The following is a 23,633-nucleotide window of genomic DNA, read 5'->3' on the forward strand; positions in this document are numbered from 1 at the left end:
CGCCCGCGGGACCGGCCGGGCCGGCGGGCGGGCGGGGTCGGCCGGCGGGCGGACGGCGGGCGGGCGGCGGGCGTGCCGCGCGGGGGTGGCGGGGCGCGTGGGAAGATGGCAGGGCTGGTGTCGGCGATCTCCGGGCGGTTCTGGCCATGGTGACCGAGCATGGTGAACAAACGGCATGAGCGGCGCGAGGCCGGCGGTCCCGGACGGCCCGACGGTCCGGAGGCCCTGCTGATGGTGCCGATCGCCACCGCCCTGATCGAGCCCGACGGCCGGATCCTGCACTGGAGCAGCGACGCCGAGGCCCTGCTCGGCTACTCCGCGCAGGAGGCGATCGGCGCGCGGGCCGCCCAGCTGCTGGTCTCCGACGAGCGGCGGCCGGAGGTGCTCGAGCTGTTCCAGGGGATCCTGGACGGCCGCGGCTGGTCCGGCGTCTTCCCGGTGCGCCACCGCGACGGGCACCTCGTGTACCTGGAGTTCCGCACCCATCCGATCACCGGGCCGGGCGGCAGCCCACTGGTGCTGGCGGTGGCGTCGGACGTGACGACACTGCGCCGGATCCAGTCGGACCTGGCCGTCCTGGACGGCTTCTTCACGCAGGCCCCGGTCGGCATGAGCGTGTACGACACCGGGCTCGCCTTCGTGCGGCTCAACGAGGCGCTGGCGCGGATCAACGGGCTGTCGGTGGAGCAGCACCTCGGGCACCGGCTGACCGAGCTGCTGCCCGGCATCAACGGCGCCGAGAGCGAGGCGGTGATGCGCCGGGTGCTGGAGACCGGCGAGCCGGTGGTGGACGCCCGCTCGTACGGCCGCACGCCGGGCGACCCGACGCGCGACCACGCCTGGTCGGCCGCCTACTTCCGGCTGGAGGACCAGGGCGGCCGGATCCTCGGGGTGAGTTCGACCGTCGTCGACGTCACCGAGCGCTTCCAGGCCGAGACCAGGGCCGCCCGCGCGCAGGAACGGCTCACCCTGCTGGTCGAGGCCACCGCCTCGATCGGCACCACGCTGGACCTGCGGCAGACCGCCCGGGAGCTGGCCGACGCGATGGTGCCCAAGGTGGCCGACATCAGCGGCGTCTTCGCCCTGGAGGCCCTGGCCGCCGGCCGGGACGTCGAGCCGCTGGACCCCACCGCCCCGCTGCAGGTGCGCCGGCTGGCCCTGACCACCGCCGACCCGCTCTACCCGGCGGACGCGCTGCCGGTGGACGCGGTCTACGAGTTGGCGCCGGACTCCCCGTACTCGCGGGCGCTGGCCAGCGGGCGGACGGTGGTGGTGCCGTCCTGGGAGCTGCCGCCGCTCAGCGAGGCGATCACCGACAGCGGCCGGCAGGCGTACCTCGGCGACCGTCCGCGCTCGGTGCGGATCACCCCGCTGGTGGCGCGCGGCACCACGCTCGGCATGATCGTCTTCTCCCGGCGCGGCGAGCGGGAGTCCTTCGCCGAGGCGGACATCACGCTCGGCGACGAGCTGGCCTCCCGGGCCGCGGTGGCCATCGACAACGCCCGGCTGTACCTGCGCCAGCACCAGACGGTGCTCGACCGGCAGCAGGCGCTGCGCGAGGCGAAGGCCGCGCAGGAGCGCCTGGCGGTGGTGAACACCGCCTCCGCCCGGATCGGCACCACGCTCGACCTCACGCAGACGGCCCAGGAACTGGCCGAGGTGGCGACGCCCCGGCTGGCCGACACGGTGGTCGTCGAGGTGCTGGACGACCTGGTGCGCGGTGAGCGCGAGGCCCGCCCGTCGGCCGACGGCTCGGCACTGCTGCGGCGGATGGCGTTCCAGGCGGCGGCGCACTCGACGCTGCGCCCGATCGACCGGACCGGCGGGGTGCACCGCTTCGCCCCCTCCACCCCCTACGCCTGGGCGCTCACCCACCGCACCCCGGTGCTGGTGCCGCGGATGGACGCGGCCGGGCTGGCCTGGTTCCGGGACGACCCGGTCCGGGTGGCGGCGGTGCGCGAGCAGAACGTCCGCTCGTTCATGGTGGTTCCGCTGATCGCCCGCGGCTCGCCGGTCGGGGTCGCCGCGTTCTACCGGACCGTGGTGGACCGCCCGTACGAGGAGGACGACCTGACGCTGGCCGGGGAGCTGGCGGTGCGGGCGGCCGTGTCGATCGACAACGCGCTGCTGTTCACCCGGGAGCGGGACGCCGCGGCCGCCCGGCAGCGGGCGCTCGACGAGGCCTGGGCCGCGCAGCAGCGGCTGTCGCTGCTCAACGAGGCGTCCGGCCGGATCGGCACCACGCTCGATCTGCACCGCACCGCCCACGAGTTGGTCGAGGTGGTGGTCCCGCGGTTCGCCGACTTCGTCACCGTCGACCTGCGCGAGGCGGTGCTGGACGGCGAGGACCCGGCGCCGGTGCCGCCCGACGGCTCGGTGCTGATGCGGGCGGTGGCGGTCGGCGAACTGGACGAGCAGGGCCGGATGGCGGACGCGGCCGACGCCGTCGGGCAGACCTCGCAGTCGGCGCAGGTGTACGCGCAGAGCCTGCGCACCGGCCGCTCGATCCTGGTCTCGGAGGTGGACGAGGCGGCGCTGCGCCGGATCGTGGCCTCGCCGGACCGGGTGCAGCCGAGCCTGGCGGCCGGCGTGCACTCGTACCTGATGGTGCCGCTGCTGGCGCGCGGACTGGTGCTCGGCGGCGCGGAGTTCGTCCGCAACCGCAACCCGGTGCCGTTCGGCCCGGCGGACCGCGCGCTGGCCGAGGAACTCGTCGCCCGCACCGCGCTGGCCATCGACAACGGCCGGCTCTACCGGCGGGAGCGGGAGACCGCGCTCACCCTGCAGCGCAGCCTGCTGCCGCAGGAGATCCACCGCACGCCGGGGCTGGAGCTCGCCTACCGGTACCTGCCGAGCAGTGTGGTCAGCGAGGTCGGCGGCGACTGGTTCGACGTCGTGCCGCTCTCCTCCGGGCGGGTCGCGCTGGTGGTCGGCGACGTCATGGGCCACGGCATCCGGGCCGCCGCGACGATGGGCCAACTGCGGACGGTGGCACGAACGTTGATCACCCTGGAGATCGCCCCCGACCGGGTGCTGCAGCGGCTGGACGAGGCCACCACGGCGCTCGGCGAGGGACAGTTCGCCACCTGCGTCTGCGTGGTCTACGACCCCGTCGGCCGGCGCTGCACCGCCGCCTGCGCGGGCCACCTGCCCCCGGTGGTGTCCGACACCGAGGGCAACGCCCACCTGGTCGAGCTGCCGCCCGGCGCCCCGCTCGGGGTCGGCGGAGTCCCCTTCGAGAGCGTCGAGTTCACCCTCCCCGAGGAGGGCATCCTGACGGTGTACACCGACGGCCTGGTCGAGCGGCGCGGCCGCGACATCGACGAGGGGCTGCGGCTGCTCTGCCGCACCGTCGCCGACCGGCACGGCTCGCTGGAGCAGACCTGCGACGCCGTGCTCACCCGGCTCACCGGCCGCACCAGCGAGGACGACATCGCCGTCATCGTGGCCCAGGTCCGGCCGGCCGGTTCGGACCGGATCGCCACCCTCCCGCTCGGCGGCGACCACGCGATGGTCGCCCACTCGCGGCGCTTCACCCGCGAGACGCTCGGCGCGTGGGGGCTGGAGGCCCTCGCCGACTGGGCCGAGCTGCTCACCAGCGAGCTGATCACCAACGCCCTGGTGCACGCCGGATCCCCCACCCAGCTGCGGCTGTTCTGCGATCGCACGCTCACCGTGGAGGTCGCCGACCGGGACATCACCACCCCCCGGATGCGGCGCGCCCACGAGGAGGACGAGGGCGGGCGCGGCATCCACCTGGTGAACGAGCTCGCCCACCGCTGGGGCAGCCGGCGCACGCCGGAGGGGAAGGTGGTCTGGTTCGAGCTGGAGCTGCCGCCGGGAGCGTCCGGACGCTAGCCCCGGGGGGCGCGTGGAGCGTCAGGCGTCGTCGGCCGGGGCGAGGGCCCTCCCCGGGCAGCCGTCCGGCCGGCGTCGGCCGAACGGAAGCTACCAGGACTCGCGGTCCGTCCAGGCCGCCAGCGTCCGGCGGCTCTCGAAGCGGCGCGGGCGGCCGCTCAGCGGGTCGGTGAACTCCATCGCCGAGGAGAGCAGCTGCAACGGGCGGCGGAAGTCGTCCGGGGCCGGCTCCGGCAGCACCACCGGGTACACCGGGTCACCCAGGATCGGCAGCCCCAGACCGCTCATGTGCAGCCGCAGCTGGTGGGTGCGCCCGGTCGTCGGCCGCAGCAGGTAGCGGCCCAGCCCGTCGCGCCGCTCCAGCAGCTCGATCCGGCTCTCGCTGTTCGGCGCCTCGTCCAGCTCGTGGGCGGCGATCCGCCCGCGCTCCTTGACGATGTGGCTGCGCACGGTGGCGGGCAGCACGACCGCCGGGTCGTACGCCGCCACCGCCCGGTACTCCTTGCGGACCAGCCGGTCCCGGAACAGCGCCTGGTAGGCGCCCCGGTCCTGCGGCCGGACCACGAACATCGCCAGCCCCGCCGTCAGCCGGTCGAGCCGGTGCGCCGGGCTCAGCGCGGGCAGCTCCAGCGCGTGCCGCAGCCGGGAGAGGGCCGTCTCCACGACGTGCCGCCCGCGCGGGGTGGTGGCCAGGAAGTGCGGCTTGTCCACGACCACCAGGTGCTCGTCCCGGTGCAGCACCTCCAGCTCGAACGGGACCGGCACCTCCGGCGGCAGCTCCCGGTAGAACCACAGGTGCGCCCCCGGCCGGAACGGCTCCGCCGCCCCGACGGGCCGCCCGTCCTCGCCGACCACCCCGCCGTCCCGCAGCAGCCCGTCCACCCGCTCCGCCGCGACCGCCGGCAGGCGCTCCACCAGATACGCCCGCACCGTCTCCCACGGCCCGCCCGCCACGGGCAGCCGCAGGTGCACCGGATCCACCCCGAACCGCTGCGGAAGCGGCGAGGCCGGCGCCGTACTCCTACGTCTCATCTCGCCCGCCACCCTACGTCCTCCCGGCCACCGCCCGTTCCGGGATGCCGGTGGGGTGGGGGGCGGTGGAGAGTGGACGGGGGGCGGGTTTGCGGAGGCGAGGCGTGGCCGTGGGTGGTGACGGGTCCGAGGACGGTGCGGTGCCGCTGCCGCGGCTGCCCCGACGGACGCGGCTGCTGCTGTACGGCGCGTTCCTGCTGCTCGTCGGGGCCGTGCTGGCGGATCTGTTCACCGGGCCGGGCACCACCCTCTCCCCCGTCCTCGCCGTGGCGCCGGTCCTGGTCGGGGCGACCACCCGGCGGGCCCGGGTGCCGCTGGTCACCGGGATCGCCGCCATCGCCGTGGCCGCGCTGCTGGAGGAGGAGAACAGCCACCTGCCCGGCACCGTCCACCTGGCCTCGCTGATCACCATCACCGCCGCCACCCTCGCCAGCACCGCCAACGTCGTGCTGATCGCGGCCCGCGAACGCGAGCTGTTCCACGTCCGCACCGTCGCCGAGGCCGCCCAGCGGGCCCTGCTGCGCCCGCCGCCCGAGCGGGCCGGGCCGCTGCGGATCGCCGTGCGGTACGTCGCGGCCGCCGCCGAGGCGCGGATCGGCGGCGACCTGTACGAGGTGGCGGACACCCCGTACGGCGTCCGGATCCTGCTCGGCGACGTCCAGGGCCACGGCCTGCCCGCCGTGGAGACGGCCGCGGACGTCCTCGGCGCCTTCCGCACCGCTGCCCGCACCGAACCGGACCTCGCCCGGCTCGCCGAACGGCTCGACGCCGCCCTCACCGACCGCCCGACCGACGGACGGTTCGTGACCGCGCTGCTGCTCGGCGTGGACCGGGACGGCGCCGCCCTGCTGGTGAACTGCGGCCACCCGCACCCCCTGCTGCGCCGCGCCGACCGGGTCACCGAGCTCGCCCCGGCCCGGCACGCCCCGCCGCTCGGCCTGCTCGGCCTGACCGGCGACGGCGGCTACCACGCCGACCCCGTCCACCCGCGCCACGGCGACCTGCTGCTCCTGTACACCGACGGCGTCTCCGAGGCCCGCAACGCGGCGGACGTCTTCTACCCCCTCCCCGCCCGCCTCCCCCGGCTCCCCGCCGGCACCCCGGACGACCTGCTCGACGCCCTCCTCGCCGACCTCGACGCCTGGGTCGCCCCCACCGGCCTCGCCGACGACGCCGCCGCCCTGGCGCTCCGCTGGGAGCGGTGAGCCCGGCGCGGCGGCGCACGCCCGGGCGATTGTCGGTGCGGCGTGGGAGGGTGGCGGTGCGGTCGGTACCCGCCGGGCGCGTGGGGCCTTCGCGAGGGGACGGTGCGATGGGGAACAGGGCGAGCGGGGCATTCGAGGTGACGGCCTTCGAGCCGGAGGAGACGGACGAGCAGCCGGGGTCGGCGGTCGGCCGGGTGCGGATCACCAAGGAGTTCACCGGTGGCCTGACCGGGGCGAGCGTGGTGCGGATGCTGTCCGTGCTGGACGGCGCGGGCGGCCCGGCCGCGTACGTGGCGGTGGAGCGGTTCACCGGCGCGCTGGACGGGCGGCAGGGGTCGTTCGTGCTGCAGCACGCGGCGCCGGGGAGCCACGGCGAGCGGCTGGCGATCCGGGTGGTGGAGGGCACCGGCTCGGGCGAGTTGGCGGGAATCACCGGGGTGTTCGCGCTGGACGTGGACGGGGAGGGGCGGCACACGTATGTGCTGGACTACGCGTTGAACCGATGATTCACCGGCCCGGCGTGCCACGATGATGCGATCAGTGCACGAACGGCGCCGGAAGGTGACGCATGGTCAGGACGTCCACGCGGAGCACACGGAGCACGGGGAGCACGGGGGCGGTGCGGCGGATCGACGCGGTGGTCCGCCGGTTGCGGACGATCGCGGCCGAACTGCCGCCCGCCGACGGGGTCGCGGTGTTCAACCGGATGTACCTGACCGTCACGGAGAGCGTCCGGGACCGGCTGGGCGGGTTCGCGGACCCGTCCGCGATGGGCGTGCTCGACGCGGTGTTCGCCGGGCGCTACCTGCTGGCGGTGGACGCGGTCGCGGCGCGGCGACGGCCGCCGGCCTGCTGGCGGCCGCTGTTCGAGCTGCGCGCGCACCCGGAGGTGCACCCCGTCCAGTTCGCGCTGGCCGGGATGAACGCCCACATCCAGCACGATCTGCCGCTCGCCGTCCTCGACACCTGCCGGCGGCTCGGCCGGGAACCGGACCAGCTGGCCGGCGACTACCACCGGATCAACGACCTGCTGGCCGGGGTGGAGACGGCCGTCCGGGAGCAGCTGATGCCGGGGCCCGACCTGCTGGAGCGGTTCGAGCCGCTGACCCACCGGCTCGGCGCGTGGTCGGTCGACACCGCCCGGGACGCCGCCTGGGCCTCGGTGCGGGTGCTCTGGGAGCTGCGCGAGCGGCCCGCGGCTGCGGCGGCGTTCAGCACGGCGCTGGACGGCGCGGTCGGGCTGCTCGGCCGTGCGCTGCTGCTGCCGCTGGCCCTCGGCCCGGCGGCCGGCCCGTTCCCCACCACGGGGAGCGGGCCGGCCGCCGGGCGCGCGCAGGCTCAGGCCCAGCTGGAGTGCAGCGGCTTGCCCTCGGCGTAGCCGGCCGCGCTCTGGATGCCGACCACGGCCTTCTCGTGGAACTCCTCCAGGGTGGCCGCGCCCGCGTAGGTGCAGGAGCTGCGCACGCCCGCGACGATGGAGTCGATGAGGTCCTCGACGCCCGGGCGGGCCGGGTCGAGGAACATCCGCGAGTGCGAGATGCCCTCCTCGAACAGCGCCTTGCGGGCCCGGTCGTACGAGGAGTCCTGCGCGGTGCGGTTGCTCACGGCCCGCTTCGAGGCCATGCCGAAGGACTCCTTGTACTGCCGGCCGTCGGCGGTGGTCTGCAGGTCCCCGGGCGACTCGTAGGTCCCGGCGAACCAGGAGCCGATCATCACATTGGACGCGCCGGCGGCCAGCGCCATGGCGACGTCGCGCGGGTGGCGCACGCCGCCGTCGGCCCAGACGTGCTTGCCGAGCCGGCGGGCCTCGGCGGCGCACTCGAGAACGGCCGAGAACTGCGGTCGGCCGACACCGGTCATCATCCGGGTGGTGCACATCGCGCCCGGGCCGACACCGACCTTCAGGATGTCGGCGCCCGCCTCGACGAGGTCGCGCACGCCGGCCGCCGAGACGACGTTGCCCGCGACGACCGGGACCCGCGGGTCCAGGCCGCGCACGGCCCGCAGCGCGCCGATCATCGACTCCTGGTGGCCGTGCGCGGTGTCCACGACCAGCGCGTCGGCGCCGGCCTCCAGCAGGGCCTTGGCCTTGCCGGCGACATCGCCGTTGATGCCGACGGTGGCGGCGATCCGCAGCTTGCCGGCGGCGTCCACGGCCGGGGTGTAGAGGGTGGCGCGCAGCGCGTTCGTGCGGGTCAGGATGCCGACCAGGCGGCCCTCGCCGTCCACCACGGGAGCCAGCCTGCGGTGCCCCTCGCTCAGCCTGTCGAAGGCGTCGCGCGGGTCGACGTCCTCGTCGAGCAGCAGCAGCTCGCGGGACATCACCTCGGAGAGCGAGGTGAAGCGGTCGACGCCCTGGCAGTCGGAGTCGGTGACGACGCCCACCGGACGGCCGTCCTCGACCACCACCAGCGCGCCGTGGGCGCGCTTGGGCAGCAGCGAGAGCGCCTCGGCGACGGTGGCGCCGGGGTCGAGGGTGATGGCCGTGTCGTGCACCAGGTGGCGCCGCTTGACCCAGCCGACGACCTCGGCGATGACCTCGGTCGGGATGTCCTGGGGAATGGCCACCAGGCCGCCGCGGCGGGCGACGGTCTCGGCCATCCGGCGGCCGGCGATGGCGGTCATGTTGGCGACGACCAGCGGGATGGTGGTGCCGCTGCCGTCGTTGGAGGAGAGGTCGACACCCTGGCGGGAGCCCACGGCGGATCGACTGGGGACCATGAAGACGTCGTCGTACGTGAGGTCGTACGAGGGCATGAGGTCGTTCAGGAAGCGCATGAAACGGGGCTCTCTGGCTGGGAGAAAATACACCTCGGGTGCGGGTGCGGCTCTGCCGCAGGGCGCACTCGGGCGCCCCTGCACCCGACGTTCGATTCTCCGGCAGCCGTTCGCCAAAAGCCAGTTCGACCACGATTGCTGGCGCTGTACACAAGCCATGATCGAAGCTCCGCGCGTAGACCTGGAGGATCCTCCAAATACTCCGCTTTTCGCCCCGGCCGGGGCCGCTCCCGTAGCATTCACGCGGTGACGCGGCGAACGCCGTGGTCGGCGAGGCGAGTGGGAAAGCGGCAGACGGCATGACGGCGGCGGGCGTGGACATCGAGCAGGACAACGGCACCGGGACCGCCGAGGAGGTCGACTACGGCCCCGGCCTCGACCCGGAGCGGCTGCGGCTCTGCCTGGAGGTGCTGGCCGAGCTGGACGAGCTGCACGTCGACCATCCGGACGCGATCAGCGTCCGCCAGGCCGTCGGCGGCGTATTCCGCACCCTGAAGCAGCGTCGCCGCCAGGAGACCCGGGCCCGCAAGACCGCCAACGACCGCGAGGTCACCGCGCGCACCGCGACCGGCGCCCCGACCCGGATCGACGACGAGACGGCCGGCGCCTTCGGCCTGACCACCGTCACCACCAGCGAGATCGCCGGGATCCTGGAGCGCCCCCGCTCCTGCTACATCTGCAAGCAGCGGTACACCGAGGTCGACGCCTTCTACCACAACCTCTGCCAGGACTGCGCGGTCAAGAACCGGGCCCGCCGGGACGCCCGGGCCGACCTCACCGGCAAGCGGGCGCTGCTCACCGGCGGCCGGGCCAAGATCGGCATGTACATCGCGCTGATGCTGCTGCGCGACGGCGCCCACACCACCATCACCACCCGCTTCCCCAACGACGCGATCCGCCGCTTCACCGCGATGCCGGACAGCGCCGCGTGGCTGCACCGGCTGAAGATCGTCGGCATCGACCTGCGCGACCCGGCGCAGGTCATGGCGCTGGCCGACGAGGTCGCCGCGGACGGCCCGCTGGACATCCTGATCAACAACGCCGCGCAGACCGTGCGCCGGCCGCCGGAGTCCTACCGCGAGCTGGTCGCCGCCGAGTCCGCGCCGCTGCCGGCCGGCGAGCTGCCGCAGTCCACCACCATCGGCCGGTTCAACAGCGGCAGCGTCGACCTGCCCGCCCTGCCGCACCAGGCCTCCGGCGGCGACGAGCGGATCTCCGCCGAGGAGGTCACCTCGCTCGCCCTGGTCACCGGCTCGGCGACCCCCGAACGGATCCAGGCCGGCACGGCGATCGACGCCGGCGGCCTCGTCCCCGACCTCGCGGACACCAACAGCTGGGTGCAGACCGTCAGCGAGGTCGGCCCGGTGGAGCTGCTGGAGGTCCAGCTCTGCAACTCCACCGCGCCGTTCATCCTGATCAGCCGACTGCGCCCGGCGATGTCCGCCTCGGCGTCCCGGCGCAAGTACGTGGTCAACGTCTCCGCGATGGAGGGCGTGTTCCAGCGCGGCTACAAGGGCGCCGGCCACCCGCACACCAACATGGCCAAGGCCGCGCTGAACATGCTCACCCGCACCAGCGCGCAGGAGATGTTCCAGACCGACGGCATCCTGATGACCGCCGTCGACACCGGCTGGATCACCGACGAGCGCCCGCACCCGGACAAGATGCGGCTGGCCGACGAGGGCTTCCACGCCCCGCTCGACCTGGTCGACGGCGCGGCCCGGGTCTACGACCCGATCGTCCGCGGCGAGCAGGGCGAGGACCTCTACGGCTGCTTCCTGAAGGACTTCGAGCGCGCCGCCTGGTAACCCCGGCCCCGATTCGACGGAGGAACCGCCATGACCACCGCACCGCTGCTCGGCGCCGGCGTGATCGTGCCCACCGGGGACGGCCGGGTGCTGATCGGCCGCCGCACCACCCCGGGCGAGCCGCCGACCTGGAGCCTGCCCGGTGGCAAGGTCGACCCGGGCGAGTCCTTCGAGGAGACGGCCGCGCGCGAGCTGGCCGAGGAGACCGGGATCGTGCTGCCCGCCGGGGAGATGCGGGTGCTCGCGGTGCTGCTCGACCACGAGCTGGGCCGCCCCCGGCTGACCGCCGCGGTGCTCGCCCCGCCGAGCCTGGCGCCCGCCGTGGTCACCGAGCCGCACGCGTGCGGCGGCTGGGAGCGGCTGCCGCTGGACGCGCTGCCCAAGCCGATGTTCTACCCGTCCGGGCTGGTGCTCGCCAGCTGGCGGCCGCAGCCCGGCGTCGGCGCGCCCCGGGCCGGGACGCACGCGTACCCCGTCGTCCGGTGAGAGCCGCCCCGGCGGGGCGCCGAAGCGCTCCGCCGGGGCGGCTCTCACCCGGTCCGCTCGGAACTCGCCGGTGACGCTCGCCCCGTTGAGCCTTCGGTCCGCGATGCACGCCGAACGCGCGGACCCCGCCTCCGGTTCCGGGGCGGGGTCCGCGCGGGCGAGCCGTCACCGGCTCCGGGCGGGTCAGCCGTTGCGGGCCGCCTCGGGGCCGGTGATCCGCTTCAGCAGCGGCAGCGTGGAGGCGATGATCCCGAGCGACACCACGAGCCCGAGCAGCACCAGCCCGAAGTACACCGCGCCCGGCGAGACCAGGTCGTAGTTCATCTGCGACTTGAGGAACATCGCCGCCGCGCCGAAGCCCGTCCCGGTCGCGATCGCCGCCACCACCAGCAGCGGCAGCGCGCTCTCCAGGGCGATCACCCAGCGCAGCAGGCCCAGCGGCGCCCCGGTGAGCCGGAGCATCGCGAACGGCCGGCGCCGGTCGGACAGTCCGGCGACCACGCTGACCGCGAGGCTGCAGCCGGCGATCGGCAGGGTGGTGAGCAGCACGACGTCGGCCAGCTGCCGCCAGCCGGCGAGCATCTGCTGCTGCTCGGAGCCCCAGTCCTGGACCATCCGGGCGTGCTGGTCCGGGAAGGACCGGCCGAGCAGCGTGCGCACCCGCTCCTTGGCGGCCGTCGACCCGTCGGTCGTCACGTAGACCGACTGCACGGGCAGCCGGGCGGCGGCCTCGGCGGTGACCGGCGCGGTCGGCCACTCGACGGAGTCCTGCGACTCGAGGTCCAGGAAGCCGTACGGCGCGACGGCCGCCACCTCGGCGCCGGGGGCGCAGTGGCCGACCACCGGGACCTGCGCGAGGTCCGAGCAGAGCGCGAGCACGGGCGCGGGCCAGCCGGGCGGCTTGGACGCGTCACGGGCCAGGCCGGCCGGGTTGGCGTGGACGATCGCGAGGCCCCGGAAGCCGGGGTCGCCCCGCAGACCGGCGAGGACCTGCTCCGGAACGGCGTCGGTCATCGGCGGTTCGCCGACCATGGCGCCGTGCGACACCGCGACCCGGGTCTGCGGGTCGCCGCTGAGCACGCCCCGGTTGGTGTCGATGGTGCCGATGATGGCGACCGTCGCGGTGGTGACGAACAGCGCCAGGACCAGGCCCGCCACCGAGCGGAACCCGGCCTTCGGGTCGTCGGCGAGGCGTCGCACGGCGATCAGGGTGGCCGGGCGGCCGGTCCGGGCGGCGACCGCGCGGGCGGCCGTCATGGTCAGCCAGGGGCCGGCCACCACCAGGCCGAGCATGATCACCAGGAAGCCGGTCAGATACGCCGCGGTCTGGCCGTTGGTGGTGTGGGGTCGGCGGCCGACGAACCAGGCCAGCTCGGCGAGTCCGGCCAGCAGCGGTGCCACCCGCCAGGCGGACGGCGGCTTGGGGGTGACCCGGCGGCTGACGCCGAGCGGGGAGACGGTCACCCGGCGCAGCGCGAGCCGGGCGGCCACCGCGGCCGCCAGCGGGACGCCGAGCAGCACGCCCAGGGCCTGCGGCGCGGTGAGGGTGAGGTCCTCGACGAAGAAGCGGTCCCCGGTGAACGGGACGGTCGCCACCAGCGGGCGCAGCAGCAGGTACAGCCCGAAGCCGAGGACGGTGCCGGCGACGGCGGCCAGGGTGGACTCGACGGCCGCGATCAGGGTGATCTGCCGGGGCGTCGACCCGACCAGGCGCATCGCGGCGTAGCGCTGCTCGCGGGTGGCGGCGGAGAGCCGGGTGGCGGTGCCGATGAAGATCACCACGGGGAAGAGCAGCGCCCCGGCGACCACCGAGAGGATCAGCGTCATGGCGTCGCCGCGGGTGCCGGTGGCCGGGCAGTCACTCCGGCAGTCCGACGGGAGTTCGGTGGCGATGGTGGTGATCTGACGGGCACCCGGCCGGGCCGCGAGGGCCGCCGGGTCCTGGCCGACGACCAGGACGAGGGAGTCCGGGGAGGCGAGCGCGGTCTCGCCGATCTCCCCCGCGAGTCGGCCGGGGAAGCGGTCGGCCAGCTGGTCGGCGGGCTGCTCGCGGATCAGCTCGGCGAGGGCGGGCGAGGCGTAGTACTCACCCGCCGCGGGCGGCTTCGCCAGGCCCGGCGGGACGGGCGAGGTCGGCCCGGTGGCGGCGACGTCGATGTACAGCAGTCGCTTGCCGTCGTAGAACTCCGGGCTGTGGTCGCGCCACCAGAGCGGGTCGACGTCCGCGGTCTCGGTGCGGCTCTTCGCGCCGCTGTTGGCCCAGAGCATCCGTTCGTTGGTGGCGCCGACGGCGTTCACGGCGGCGATCGTGGAGAGCAGCAGGCCGACGCCGACGGCCGCGGCGGCGGCGATGGTGAGCAGCCGGGCGACGGCCTGCCGGCCGCCGCTGACGGCGAGGCGCAGGGCGAAGGCGATCACGAGGCGACCCGTTCCGCCGCCGGGCCGCCGGGGGCGTAGCCGGTGGAGAGCGAGCGGGCCCGGCCGTCACGGACGATGGCCTCGCGGTCGGCGTAGGCGGCGACCCGGGGCTCGTGGGTGACCAGGACGACGGTGGTGCCCTGCTCACGGGCGGCGGAGACCATCAGGGCCATCACCTGCTCGCCGGTGAGCGAGTCCAGCGCGCCGGTCGGCTCGTCGGCGAACAGCACCCGGGGGCGGGCCACCAGGCCCCGGGCGAGCGCGACCCGCTGGGCCTGGCCGCCCGACAGCTCGCCGGAGCGGCGGCGCTCCAGGCCGTCGAGGCCGAGCTGGGCGAACCACGGGCGGGCGTCGGCGAGGGCGGCGGAGCGGCGGACGCCGGAGAGCAGCAGGGGCAGGGCGATGTTCTCCTCGGCCGTCAGTTCCGGGACGAGCTGGCCGAACTGGAAGACGAAGCCGAAGCGGTCACGCCTTAAGGCGCTGCGCCGGTTCTCGTCGAGGTTGTCGATCCGCTGGCCGTCGAACAGCACCTCGCCCGCGTCGGGGACGAGGATGCCGGCCAGGCAGTGCAGCAGGGTGGACTTGCCGGAGCCGCTGGCGCCCATCACGGCGAGCACCTCGCCGGCCCCGGCGGCCAGGCTCGCGCCGCGCAGGGCCGGGGTCTCGCCGAAGGAGAGTTCGACGTCGCGGGCTTCGATCAGGGGGGTCATGCGCGCACCTCCGCGGCAAGGGCGTCCAGGCGGGCGGTGGTCAGGTCGATCCACCGCAGGTCCGCCTCCAGGTGGAAGAGGCCGTGGTCGGCGAGCAGGGCGTCGACCAGCGGGCCGGTACGGCGGAGCTCGGTGAGCTCGCGCATCCGCTGCAGGTGGGCGGCGCGCTGGGTGTCGAGGTAGGCCTCGGCGTCGCGGCCGAGCAGCAGGGCCAGCACGACCTTGGTGAAGAGCACGGACTGCAGGGTGGGTTCGGGTGCGACGGGCTCGGCGAGCCAGTGCTCGAACTCGGTCACGCCGGCCTCGGTGATGACGTAGCGCTTGCGCTCGGGACCGTCGCCGGGCTCGGCCTCGCCGGGGACGACCTTTCCGTCGCGCGCCAGGCGGCCGAGGGTGGCGTAGACCTGACCGTACGGCAGGGGTTTGCCACGTCCGAAGAAGGTGTCGTAGTCGCGCTTGAGGTCGTAGCCGTGGCTCGGCTCTCGCTCCAGCAGCCCTAGAAGGGTCAGGGGAACACTCATGAGAGGACCATACACCAGAGGTATACATCGAGTGTATAGCTGGCGAGAATACGGCCTTGACCTGGTGAAACGCGATGTCGATCTCTCCTTGGGGAATGCCGCGAGCGGGGGACGGCCCCAACCCGTCCCCCGCTCTGCACGGCGGCCCGGCGAGCCCCCACAGCGGGCCGGGCCTCCGCGTCCCCGGCACGAGAACGCGGTCAGGGCCCAGCCTGCCCGCTGCGCCCCCGGCCCGCCGAGGGCCGAACGTCCCGGTCCCGCGCTGCGGTTAGGGGCTTAGGACCTGTCTGCCGGACCGGCGCGCGGGACCACCCGGCTCTTGTGCGAGGGGCCGGTGCCGGGAGAGATTGGGATCCGACGGGGCCGAACCACGCCAACAGTCGTGAGGAGCACGCATCGTGTCCAGCTCACCCCGCTCGGCCCGCACCGCGCCCCTCCCCCGGCGGGCCGGCCGCCACCTGCGCCGCGCGCTCGGCCGCCGCCGGACCGTCCAGCGCCGCGAACCGCTCGCCCGGCCCGTCGACCGGGCCCGCAGCCGGGCCTGGCTCGTCGCCGGGCTCGCCCTGGTCGTCGGCCTGGCCGGCGTCGTCACCGCCGCCGTCCTCGGCTACCGCGCCGCCGGGCGGACCGCCGAGTCCGAACGCGGCCGCCTGCACCGCACCGAGGCGCTCGTCCTCGGCAAGCTCCGCACCGAGGAGACCGGGGCCGGGCGCTGGAGCGGGGGCTACCAGAAGCGGACCGACACCTCGGTCTCCTGGACGACACCCGAGGGCCTCGCCCGCACCGGCACCGTCGAGGCCCCGCGCAGCACGGCCAACGGCTCCACCATCGTCCTGTGGGTGGACGACGACGGCCGGCCCGCCACCGCCCCAGCCACCCGGCTCGGACTGACCGTCGGCGCGGTCTGCGTCGGCCTGGCCGGCTCGGCCACGCTGAGTGCGCTGATCGGCGGGGCGCTCGCCCTGCGGCTGCGCTTCCTCGAGCGGCGGGCGGACCGCGCCTGGGAACGGTCCTGGGCCCACTGGGAGCCCCGCTGGTCCGGGCGCACCAGCCAGCCGCAGGACGACTGACCGCGACCGGTCGCGGCCGACCGCACGTCGGAGCAGCGCCCGCACCATCGTTCACCGTTCGAGGAGCACCGTTGTTCAGTACCGACCGCCTGACCGCGCGCCTCTGGGAGCACACCGACGCCGAGCGCGCGTACGACCTGTACTCGCGCTGGGAGGTCGCGCGGTGGCTGGGCGCCGCGCCGCGGGCGCTGGAGTCGCCCGCCGAGGTGCCGGCGGTGATCGACCGATGGCGGGCGCGTTCGGCCGATGCCCGGTACGGCATCTGGGCGCTGGAGCGGCGGGACACCGGGGTGGTGGTCGGCTCGGTGATGCTCCTCCCGCTGCCGGACGAGGACGGGAGCGGGAACGGCGAGGTCGAGGTCGGCTGGCACCTCCACCCCGACTCCTGGGGCAACGGCTACGCCACCGAGGCCGCCCGCGCCGCCCTCGCCAAGGGCTTCGCCGACGGCCTCACCGAGATCCACGCCGTCGTCCGCCCGGGCAACACCCGCTCCGCCGCCGTCTGCCACCGCCTCGGCATGACCCCCCGCGGCCGCTCCACCCGCTGGTACGGCACCGAACTCGACACCTTCCTCATCACCGGCCCCCTCCCCACCACGAATATGTAGACCGGTCTATAGACCACGCTCCCCGGCGACTACGGGCAGCCACGGCGACCGCGCTGGAGCAGGAAGTCGGCCGGGCCGACTTCCTGCTCCACGCCCCGGCGTTGCCCGCGCCCCGGCCCGCGCCCTGCCCCTGCCCCTGCCCCTGCCCCTGCCCCCAGCATCGAGCGGGGCGTCGAGCGGGCATCGAGCGGCCGAATATGTAGACCGGTCCATAGATTTGCCCGCCCCGGCTCCCCAGCGGGCGCAGAAAGTCGGCCAGGCCGACTTTCCACTCCGCCGTGCGGCGCCAACCCCGGCCGCGGTCCACAAAATATGTAGACCGGTCCACAGATTCCCCGCCTCCGGCGGCCACCACCGAGCGCAGGAAGTCGGCCCGGCCGACTTTCCACTCCAGCGGCGCGCGGTGACGGTCAGTAGACCGGTCTACATATTCAGCGGGCGGTGGGATCGGAGAGGTGAGCCGCCGAGGGGCGGCCAGGGGTGGCGGGAGATGGGCCAGCGGGGTGAGCGGGGAGGCCGCCGGGGGGCGGGGTGGACAGGGGTGGCGGGAGGTGAGGCGGAGGAGTGGGCCGCCGAGGGCGGCGAGGGGGGATAGCGGGAGGTGGGCCGGGGGGTGGCGGGGGGCGGACCGGCGAGGTGGGCCGCCGGGGGCGGCCAGGGGTGGCGGGGTGGGGGGAGATCGCTCAGCAAGGTGGGCGGAGGGGCAGCCGGGGGGGCGGACCAGAGGAGGGGGCCGCCGGGGGGTGGTCAGGGGGTGGGGTGGGGCCAGGGGGTGGTGGGGTGGCGGGAGGCGTGGTGGGTGAGGGCGGCGACGGTGAGGAGGAGGGCCAGGGCCGCGGCAAGGGCGGCCGGGACGGTGGCGTGCAGCACGAGGACCGCGCCGAGCAGGGCACCCGCGAACATCCAGGCGGCGGAGGCGAGTCGGCGGGTGCCGGTGCGGTCGGCGGCCAGCGCGGTGAGCGTCATGGTCAGCACGGTGGTCGTCAGGTCCGGCACCTTGAGCGCGCGGACGACCGCGTTCTGCAGGCCCATCGCGGCGGCCAGCACACCGATCAGCGTGTAGCGGACCGGGTCGGCGGTGTGGCCGAAGGCCGCGGCGAACGCGGTGCAGGCGGCGAGCAGCGCCGACTGCACGGCGGCCGTGGTCACCAGCAGCCGCCCGCGGTGGCCGGGGCGGCGCTCGGCGAGGCGCCCGCCCGCGAGCGCGCCCACCAGGAAGGCGGCGAGGGCGGCGAGCGAGGCCGTCGCGGACAGCCCCGGCGCGCCGGCCAGGGCGAAGCCGAGGAAGACCACGTTGCCCGTCATGTTGGCGACGAAGACGTGCCCGAGCGCGAGGTAGCTCACCGCGTCGACCAGCCCGGTGACCACCGTGAGCACCAGGAGCATCGGCACCAGCGGGCCGTGCCGGGGGTCGCTGTGCATCCGGGGCAGCATCGCCTCAGCCTAACCGCGCCCGGCCGGCGGGACCCGACCACGGTGTCGGGTCCCGCCACAGACAGTCAGACAGTCAGACGGCCGGACGGTCAGACGGCGAGCGCCGGGCGGTGGTGGTCCAGCCACAGGGCGAGGTCCACGACCCGCTCCAGCCGCAGCCGGTGACCCCACTCCAGCTGGTCGGCCGGCGTGTCCAGGCTGCTCTTGATCACCGTCTCGTCCGCGATGTCGCGCACGTGCGGCGCGTCCAGCGCCTCCCGGGCGAGCCGCTGCAGGCCGCGGTTGTAGTCGGCGTGGTGGGTGGCCGGGTAGTGGTTCTTCGGCCGCCACAGCACCGATTCCGGGGCGATGCCCTGACCGGCGGCACGCAACAGGCTCTTCTCGCGGCCGTCGTAGTTCTTCATCGCCCACGGGGCGTTGAACGCGTACTCGACCAGCCGGTGGTCGCAGTACGGCACCCGCACCTCCAGGCCCTGGGCCATCGACAGCCGGTCCTTGCGGTGCAGCAGCTGGCGCAGCCAGCGGGTCAGCGACAGGTGCTGCATCTCGCGCTGCCGGTGCTCGGTCGCGCTCTCGCCCTCGACGTGCGGGACGGCCGCCAGCGAGCTGCGGTAGGTGTCGTCACGGAACTCGGCGATCCGCAGGTGGGCGGCGAGGTCCGGGTTGATCGGCATGGCCGCCTCGTCCCCGGTGACGAGCAGCCAGGGGAAGGTCTGCGCGGCCAGCGCCTTGGGGTTGTGGAACCACGGGTAGCCGCCGAACACCTCGTCGGCCGCCTCGCCGGAGAGCGCGACCGTCGAGTGCTTGCGGATCTCGCCGAACAGCAGGTAGAGCGAGGTGTCCATGTCGCCGACGCCGATCGGCGAGTCCCGGGAGACGACGACGGCCCGCCGGTGCTCCAGGTCGAGCAGGGTGCGCGGGTCGAGCACCACGGTGGAGTGCTCGCTGCCGATGAACGCGCCGGCCTCGGCGGCGTACGGGGTGTCGTGGCCGGTGCGCAGCACATCGCCGGTGAACTGCTCGGCCTGGTCGCTGTAGTCGACGGCGTAGGAGCGCAGCTTGGCCTGCGGGCCCTCCTGGACGCGCAGTTCGTCGGCGACCAGCGCGGTGACGATGGTGGAGTCGAGGCCGCCGGAGAGCAGGCTGCAGAGCGGGACGTCCGCCTCCAGCTGGGCGCGGGCGGCCCGGTTGACCAGCTCGCCGATCCGCTCCTTGGTGGTGTCCAGGTCCTCGGTGTGCGGGCGGGCGGTGAGCTCCCAGTAGCGGCGCTCGCGCACGCCCGAGCGGTCCAGGACGAGCAGGCCGCCGGGGTGGACCTCGCGGACGCCGGACCAGACCGTGGGGCCGGTGTTGAAGAGCAGGCTGTAGGCCTCGCGCAGGCCGTCGGCGTCCACGGTGGGGGTGACCTCGGGGTGGGCGAACAGCGCCTTGGGCTCGGAGCCGAAGACCAGGCCGCCGTCGATCCCGGCCCAGAACAGCGGCTTGACGCCGAGCCGGTCGCGGACCAGCAGCAGGCGCTGCTCGCGCTCGTCCCAGACGGCGAAGGCGTACATGCCCTCCAGCCGGTCGACGAGCGCGTCGCCCCACTCCTGGTAGGCGCGGAGCACCACCTCGGTGTCGCTGCGGGTCTCGAACCGGTGTCCCCTGGCGCGCAGTTCGGCACGCAGTTCGTGGTGGTTGTAGACCTCGCCGCTGTAGGTGAGGACGGCGCCGGGTTCGTCGTGGCGGTCGGGCATGGGCTGGGCGCCGCCCTCGATGTCGATGACGGCGAGGCGCCGGTGGCCGAGGGCGGCGTGACGGCCGAGCCAGACGCCGCCGGCGTCGGGGCCGCGCAGGGTCATGGTGGCGGTCATCGCCTCGATGACGGGGGCGCTGTGGCGGACGTCCTGGTGGAAGGACACCCAGCCGGTGATTCCGCACATGCGCGAGCACTCCTTGGACGAGCAGACAATCGGATCCGGCCCAGCAGTCGGACAAACGGGGGCGGTGGTTCCACGGATTCGGTCACATTTCCGGCCATGTCCTGGCGGCCCCGGCATTTTGAACACGTTCAGACCAAGAGCTAGGGTGGGTACCGACGAACGACCGAGGGGGTCTCGATGAGAATCGTCATACCCGGGGGGACCGGGCAGATCGGCCGCATCCTGGACCGGGCGCTGACCGCCGAGGGCCACGAGGTCCTCGTCCTCACCCGCCGGCCCCGGCGGGACCAGGAACTCCACTGGGACGGCCGCTCGCTCGGCCGCTGGACGGCCGCGCTCGACGGCGCGGACGCCGTCGTCAACCTCGCCGGACGCAGCATCGACTGCCGCTACACCGAGCAGAACCTGCGCGACATGCGCGAGTCCCGGGTGCACTCCACCCGGACCGTCGGCCGGGCCATCGCCGGCGCCCGGCGTCCGCCCCGGGTCTGGCTGCAGATGAGCACCGCCACCATCTACCGCCACACCTTCGGCACCCCGCACGACGAGGCCACCGGCGTCATCGGCGGCGGCGAGCCCGACGCGCCCCGGTCCTGGGACCACAGCGTACGGATCGCGCGCGACTGGGAGCGCGAGCAGTCGGACGCCGCCACCCCGCGGACCCGCCGGATCGCACTGCGCTGCGCCGCCGTGATGAGCCCGGACGCCGGCGGCACCTTCGACCGGCTGGTGCGGCTCGCCCGGACCGGCCTCGGCGGGCCGGTGGACGGCGGCGCGCAGTACGTGTCATGGATCCACGACCATGACCTGGCCCGCGCCGTGCGCTTCCTGCTCGACCGCGAGGACGTCACCGGCCCGGTGAACCTGGCCGCGCCGGCGCCGCTGCAGCAGCGGGCCTTCATGCAGGCGATCCGCCGGGCCAGGGGCGTCCCGGTGGGGCTGCCGGCCACCCGGTGGATGGCCCGGGCGGGGGCGTTCGCGCTGCGCTCGGACACCGAGCTGCTGCTGAAGAGCCGGGCCGTCGTGCCGGGCCGGCTGCTGGCGGCCGGGTTCGGCTTCGAGCACCCGCACTGGCCTGCGGCCGCCGCCGACCTGGTCCGCCGGATGCGCCCCTGAGCACGGCTCCCCGCCCGGACGGTCCCGGCACCCGGGCGGCCGTACGATGGGCGGCACGGCCGGCGGGCGGAACAGCAGTCAGACGGAACAGCACGCAGACGGCACAGCAGTTCAGACGGCACGGCGAGCAGGACGGCAGAGGAGCGGACGGGTGCTGCGCGGATTCGGCGATCTGGAGGCCGAGATCATGGACCGGCTCTGGTCCTGGGGCCGCCCGGCCACCGTCCGCGAGGTCGTCGACGACCTGCGGCGCGCGCGCCCGGTCGCGTACACCACCGTCAACACGGTCGCCGACATCCTGCACACCAAGGGGTGGCTGCGGCGCGAGAAGGTCGGCCGCGCCTGGGTGTACCAGCCCACCTGCACCCGCGAGTCGTACACCGCGCAGCTGATGCACCAAGCGCTGGAGACCACCTCCGACCGGGCCGGGGCGCTGCTGCACTTCGTCGACCGGATCAGCGGGGACGAGGCGACGGCTCTGCTCGCCGCCCTGGAGCAGGTCAAGGCCCGGGACGACGCCCGGTGACCCTGGTCCTGCTCGCGCTCCACCTGCTCCTGGTCGGCGTCCTGCTCCCCAGGCGGCTGGCCGGCTCGCGACGGCTCCAGGACCGCCCCGGCCTCGGCGCCGCCGTCTGGCTCGCGCTGATGGCCTCCTTCGGCACCGGTCTGCTGCTGGCCGCGCACCACCTCCTGGCCCCGCTCGGGCACGAGCCGGCCGGGCTGGTCGGACTGCTGCCGCACGTCGAACCGCCCACCGCCGCCGCGCCGCACGCCCACGGCTGGTGGATACCGGCCGCCGCGGGCGCGGCCGTCGCGGCGGTCGCGGCGGTGCTGGCCGCCCGGGCCGCCCGGGCGCGGCGGCGGCACCGGACGGCGCTGGACCTGGTGGCCGCCCGGGATCCGCGGCGCCACCTGCTGGTGCTGGACGACCCTCGGCCCGCCGTCTACTGCCTGCCCGGCCGCCGGGCCCGGGTGGTGGCCACCCGCGGCGCCCTGGAACTGCTGGACGAGCGCCGGCTCGCCGCGGCCGTCGCCCATGAGCACGGCCACCTGCGGGGGCGTCACCACCTGGTGCTGCTCGCGGCGGACACCTTCGCGCTGCTCCTCGGCCGCCGACTGCCGCTGGCCCGCCTCGGGCGGGCGGAGGTCGCGCTGCTGCTGGAGATGGCGGCCGACGACGCCGCGCTCGCCCGGGTGACGCGCACCGACCTGGCCGGCGCCCTGTACGCGCTGGCCACCGCCGCCCCGGCCGCCGGACCGGGCACGCTCGCCGCCGCGTCCACCGGCGTGCTCGCCCGCGTCCAGCGCCTCGCCCACACCCCCGCGCCCCCGGCCCGCGCCTACCGCCTGGCCGCCCTCGCCGCCCCGCTCCTCCCCTACCTCCTCGCCTGCGCCCCGCACCCGTAGGACCGCACCCGGCAGGACGACACCCGGCGTTTCGACGGCCCTCCGCCCCTCCGGCCCGGGGAGGATCGGACCCACCGCCCGTCACCCCGCCGGAGCCCCGGATGCGCCTGCTGATCACTTCCGACACCCATGTCCCGCCGCGCGCACGGCAGTTGCCCGCACCGCTGCTCGCCGCCGTGGACGAGGCCGACGTGGTGTTCCACGCCGGCGACTGGGTCGACACCGCCACCCTCGACCTGCTGCTCGCGCGGTCCGCGCGGCTGGTCGCCGTCCACGGCAACAACGACGGGCCGGGGCTGCGCGAGCGCCTGCCCGAGATCGCGCGGGCCGAACTCCAGGGCCTGCGCTTCGCCGTGGTGCACGAGACCGGCCCGGCCCGGGGCCGCGAGCAGCGGTGCGAGGCGCGGTTCCCCGACACCGACGTCCTGGTCTTCGGCCACAGCCACATCCCCTGGGACAGCACCGCCCCCGGCGGCCTGCGGCTGCTCAACCCCGGATCGCCCACCGACCGCCGCCGCGAGCCGTTCGCCACCTACCTGACGGCCCGTGTCGACGACGGCCGCCTCGCCGACGTCCGGCTCCACCGCCTGCCGCCCCGGTCCTGACCGGCGCCCGCACGCGACGACCCGAAACGGGCTTGCCGCGAGGCCGTGACGCGTGATGGGATCACGGGGCATCGCGTGCCGGTGGCGGACCGCGCCAGGCATGGAGGTGCGGAACCCGAAAGGGCGGCCGGTCATGGCTTCCCCGGCGGCGACCGCGCGGTCGCCCTCAGCATCCAACTCTCCCGGGTCCACCGGGACCTGATCCGCCGGATCGACGACCTCAGGTCCGATCCCGATCCCGATTCCCGCCGGCTGGACGACGATCCGCTGGCCGCCCACTGCCTGGCCTTCTGCGAGGCCCTGACGGCCCACCACGAGGGCGAGGACGAAGGGCTGTTCGCCCAGTTGCGGCGCGAGCGACCCGAGCTCGCCCCGACGATCGCCAAGCTCGTCGAGGACCACGGGCTGATCACCTCGCTCCTCACCCGGGTGCGCGAACTCGCGCTCCGGGCCGCCGGATCCGCCGCCCCGGAGCGCGCGACGATCCGGGGCGAGCTCGACGGCCTCGCGGCGATCATGCAGTCCCACTTCCGCTACGAGGAGCGGACGATCAGCGCGGCACTCGACGCCATGACCCCGGTCGGCGACTGGCCCGACCCGGTCTTCCGCCCCGAGCGGGCCTGAGGCTCCCCCGGAAACCCGTTTACCTAACCAT

General features: G+C 75.0%; 20 protein-coding genes. 13 read left to right on the forward strand and 7 right to left on the reverse strand.

The window, feature by feature from the left end:
- Window positions 1-159 precede the first annotated feature (159 nt).
- Window positions 160-3,858: a SpoIIE family protein phosphatase gene (locus tag ACFCLZ_RS07005; protein WP_380283879.1), complete on the forward strand. Its 3,699-nt coding sequence runs from the start codon at window positions 160-162 to the stop codon at window positions 3,856-3,858.
- 90 nt (window positions 3,859-3,948) lie between these two features.
- On the opposite strand, the gene ACFCLZ_RS07010 is transcribed toward ACFCLZ_RS07005, so the two are convergent.
- Window positions 3,949-4,890 (reverse strand): pseudouridine synthase, encoded by a 942-nt coding sequence (locus ACFCLZ_RS07010; RefSeq protein ID WP_380283880.1) that lies wholly within the window; start codon window positions 4,888-4,890, stop codon window positions 3,949-3,951.
- A gap of 104 nt (window positions 4,891-4,994) precedes the next feature.
- On the opposite strand from ACFCLZ_RS07010, the gene ACFCLZ_RS07015 reads away from it, so the two are divergent.
- From ACFCLZ_RS07015 to ACFCLZ_RS07025, 3 genes are all read left to right on the forward strand, one after another.
- Window positions 4,995-6,095: a PP2C family protein-serine/threonine phosphatase gene (locus ACFCLZ_RS07015; protein WP_380283882.1), complete on the forward strand. Its 1,101-nt coding sequence runs from the start codon at window positions 4,995-4,997 to the stop codon at window positions 6,093-6,095.
- 107 nt (window positions 6,096-6,202) lie between these two features.
- Window positions 6,203-6,601, forward strand: a complete 399-nt coding sequence (locus ACFCLZ_RS07020; protein ID WP_380283883.1) for a DUF3224 domain-containing protein — start codon at window positions 6,203-6,205, stop codon at window positions 6,599-6,601.
- A gap of 113 nt (window positions 6,602-6,714) precedes the next feature.
- On the forward strand, window positions 6,715-7,473 hold the full coding sequence (locus tag ACFCLZ_RS07025; protein ID WP_380283885.1) for a DUF5995 family protein: 759 nt from the start codon (window positions 6,715-6,717) through the stop codon (window positions 7,471-7,473).
- Here the strand turns inward: ACFCLZ_RS07025 and ACFCLZ_RS07030 are convergent.
- Window positions 7,434-8,873, reverse strand: a complete 1,440-nt coding sequence (locus ACFCLZ_RS07030; RefSeq protein WP_380283887.1) for a GuaB1 family IMP dehydrogenase-related protein — start codon at window positions 8,871-8,873, stop codon at window positions 7,434-7,436. The two genes, ACFCLZ_RS07025 and ACFCLZ_RS07030, sit on opposite strands and share 40 nt — an antisense overlap.
- 299 nt (window positions 8,874-9,172) lie before the next feature.
- On the opposite strand from ACFCLZ_RS07030, the gene ACFCLZ_RS07035 reads away from it, so the two are divergent.
- Together ACFCLZ_RS07035 and ACFCLZ_RS07040 are read left to right on the forward strand one after the other, a co-directional pair.
- Window positions 9,173-10,681: an SDR family NAD(P)-dependent oxidoreductase gene (locus ACFCLZ_RS07035; protein ID WP_380283889.1), complete on the forward strand. Its 1,509-nt coding sequence runs from the start codon at window positions 9,173-9,175 to the stop codon at window positions 10,679-10,681.
- Between the two features lie 30 nt (window positions 10,682-10,711).
- Window positions 10,712-11,167, forward strand: coding sequence for an NUDIX hydrolase (locus ACFCLZ_RS07040; RefSeq protein ID WP_380283890.1), 456 nt, complete (start codon window positions 10,712-10,714; stop codon window positions 11,165-11,167).
- Between the two features lie 183 nt (window positions 11,168-11,350).
- Here the strand turns inward: ACFCLZ_RS07040 and ACFCLZ_RS07045 are convergent, their stop codons facing one another.
- The 3 genes from ACFCLZ_RS07045 to ACFCLZ_RS07055 are packed head-to-tail and all read right to left on the reverse strand — an operon-like array spanning window position 11,351 to window position 14,816.
- Window positions 11,351-13,585 carry an FtsX-like permease family protein gene (locus ACFCLZ_RS07045; protein ID WP_380283891.1) on the reverse strand — a complete coding sequence of 745 codons (2,235 nt, stop codon included), beginning with the start codon at window positions 13,583-13,585 and terminating at the stop codon, window positions 11,351-11,353.
- Window positions 13,582-14,295 carry an ABC transporter ATP-binding protein gene (locus tag ACFCLZ_RS07050; RefSeq protein WP_380283892.1) on the reverse strand — a complete coding sequence of 238 codons (714 nt, stop codon included), beginning with the start codon at window positions 14,293-14,295 and terminating at the stop codon, window positions 13,582-13,584. The genes ACFCLZ_RS07045 and ACFCLZ_RS07050 overlap by 4 nt, the downstream gene beginning before the upstream one ends.
- On the reverse strand, window positions 14,292-14,816 hold the full coding sequence (locus ACFCLZ_RS07055) for a PadR family transcriptional regulator (RefSeq protein ID WP_350570858.1): 525 nt from the start codon (window positions 14,814-14,816) through the stop codon (window positions 14,292-14,294). Before ACFCLZ_RS07055 ends, ACFCLZ_RS07050 begins: the two co-directional genes overlap by 4 nt.
- Window positions 14,817-15,214: 398 nt before the next feature.
- Here ACFCLZ_RS07055 and ACFCLZ_RS07060 point away from each other — a divergent pair, with 398 nt between their 5' ends.
- Together ACFCLZ_RS07060 and ACFCLZ_RS07065 are read left to right on the forward strand one after the other, a co-directional pair.
- Complete coding sequence (locus ACFCLZ_RS07060) at window positions 15,215-15,886, forward strand: hypothetical protein (RefSeq protein ID WP_380283893.1); 672 nt, start codon at window positions 15,215-15,217, stop codon at window positions 15,884-15,886.
- 71 nt (window positions 15,887-15,957) lie between these two features.
- Entirely contained in the window at window positions 15,958-16,494 is a 537-nt protein-coding gene (locus ACFCLZ_RS07065) for a GNAT family N-acetyltransferase (RefSeq protein ID WP_380283894.1), read from the forward strand.
- 747 nt (window positions 16,495-17,241) lie between these two features.
- On the opposite strand, the gene ACFCLZ_RS07070 is transcribed toward ACFCLZ_RS07065, so the two are convergent.
- Together ACFCLZ_RS07070 and asnB are read right to left on the reverse strand one after the other, a co-directional pair.
- A complete protein-coding gene (locus tag ACFCLZ_RS07070; RefSeq protein WP_380283895.1) occupies window positions 17,242-17,916 on the reverse strand; it encodes a YoaK family protein in 675 nt (224 codons plus the stop codon).
- Between the two features lie 101 nt (window positions 17,917-18,017).
- The gene (gene asnB, locus ACFCLZ_RS07075) at window positions 18,018-19,850 is read right to left on the reverse strand and encodes an asparagine synthase (glutamine-hydrolyzing) (protein WP_380283896.1); all 1,833 of its coding nucleotides are present in this window, start codon (window positions 19,848-19,850) and stop codon (window positions 18,018-18,020) included.
- A gap of 177 nt (window positions 19,851-20,027) precedes the next feature.
- Between asnB and ACFCLZ_RS07080 the strand changes: the two genes are divergently transcribed.
- The 5 genes from ACFCLZ_RS07080 (at window position 20,028) to ACFCLZ_RS07100 (ending at window position 23,602) form a co-directional block, all read left to right on the forward strand.
- Window positions 20,028-20,966: a TIGR01777 family oxidoreductase gene (locus ACFCLZ_RS07080; protein ID WP_380283897.1), complete on the forward strand. Its 939-nt coding sequence runs from the start codon at window positions 20,028-20,030 to the stop codon at window positions 20,964-20,966.
- A gap of 154 nt (window positions 20,967-21,120) precedes the next feature.
- Window positions 21,121-21,492 carry a BlaI/MecI/CopY family transcriptional regulator gene (locus tag ACFCLZ_RS07085; RefSeq protein ID WP_380286098.1) on the forward strand — a complete coding sequence of 124 codons (372 nt, stop codon included), beginning with the start codon at window positions 21,121-21,123 and terminating at the stop codon, window positions 21,490-21,492.
- Window positions 21,489-22,373 carry a M56 family metallopeptidase gene (locus ACFCLZ_RS07090; RefSeq protein ID WP_380283898.1) on the forward strand — a complete coding sequence of 295 codons (885 nt, stop codon included), beginning with the start codon at window positions 21,489-21,491 and terminating at the stop codon, window positions 22,371-22,373. The genes ACFCLZ_RS07085 and ACFCLZ_RS07090 overlap by 4 nt, the downstream gene beginning before the upstream one ends.
- A 101-nt stretch (window positions 22,374-22,474) precedes the next feature.
- Window positions 22,475-22,978 (forward strand): metallophosphoesterase family protein, encoded by a 504-nt coding sequence (locus tag ACFCLZ_RS07095; protein WP_380283899.1) that lies wholly within the window; start codon window positions 22,475-22,477, stop codon window positions 22,976-22,978.
- 75 nt (window positions 22,979-23,053) lie between these two features.
- A complete protein-coding gene (locus ACFCLZ_RS07100; RefSeq protein ID WP_380283900.1) occupies window positions 23,054-23,602 on the forward strand; it encodes a hemerythrin domain-containing protein in 549 nt (182 codons plus the stop codon).
- Window positions 23,603-23,633: the final 31 nt, after the last annotated feature.

The sequence above is a fragment of the Kitasatospora purpeofusca genome (assembly GCF_042691725.1).
In the GTDB taxonomy this organism is placed as follows: domain Bacteria; phylum Actinomycetota; class Actinomycetes; order Streptomycetales; family Streptomycetaceae; genus Kitasatospora; species Kitasatospora purpeofusca_B.

What these genes read in the sequence shown, in the direction of transcription:
- ACFCLZ_RS07005 (WP_380283879.1), top strand. Translation starts at nt 160, where the DNA reads ATGGTGAACAAACGGCATGAGCGGCGCGAGGCCGGCGGTCCCGGACGG.
- ACFCLZ_RS07010 (WP_380283880.1), bottom strand. Translation starts at nt 4,890, where the DNA reads ATGAGACGTAGGAGTACGGCGCCGGCCTCGCCGCTTCCGCAGCGGTTC.
- ACFCLZ_RS07020 (WP_380283883.1), top strand. Translation starts at nt 6,203, where the DNA reads ATGGGGAACAGGGCGAGCGGGGCATTCGAGGTGACGGCCTTCGAGCCG.
- ACFCLZ_RS07030 (WP_380283887.1), bottom strand. Translation starts at nt 8,873, where the DNA reads ATGCGCTTCCTGAACGACCTCATGCCCTCGTACGACCTCACGTACGAC.
- ACFCLZ_RS07035 (WP_380283889.1), top strand. Translation starts at nt 9,173, where the DNA reads ATGACGGCGGCGGGCGTGGACATCGAGCAGGACAACGGCACCGGGACC.
- ACFCLZ_RS07040 (WP_380283890.1), top strand. Translation starts at nt 10,712, where the DNA reads ATGACCACCGCACCGCTGCTCGGCGCCGGCGTGATCGTGCCCACCGGG.
- ACFCLZ_RS07050 (WP_380283892.1), bottom strand. Translation starts at nt 14,295, where the DNA reads ATGACCCCCCTGATCGAAGCCCGCGACGTCGAACTCTCCTTCGGCGAG.
- ACFCLZ_RS07055 (WP_350570858.1), bottom strand. Translation starts at nt 14,816, where the DNA reads ATGAGTGTTCCCCTGACCCTTCTAGGGCTGCTGGAGCGAGAGCCGAGC.
- ACFCLZ_RS07070 (WP_380283895.1), bottom strand. Translation starts at nt 17,916, where the DNA reads ATGCACAGCGACCCCCGGCACGGCCCGCTGGTGCCGATGCTCCTGGTG.
- asnB (WP_380283896.1), bottom strand. Translation starts at nt 19,850, where the DNA reads ATGTGCGGAATCACCGGCTGGGTGTCCTTCCACCAGGACGTCCGCCAC.
- ACFCLZ_RS07080 (WP_380283897.1), top strand. Translation starts at nt 20,028, where the DNA reads ATGAGAATCGTCATACCCGGGGGGACCGGGCAGATCGGCCGCATCCTG.
- ACFCLZ_RS07095 (WP_380283899.1), top strand. Translation starts at nt 22,475, where the DNA reads ATGCGCCTGCTGATCACTTCCGACACCCATGTCCCGCCGCGCGCACGG.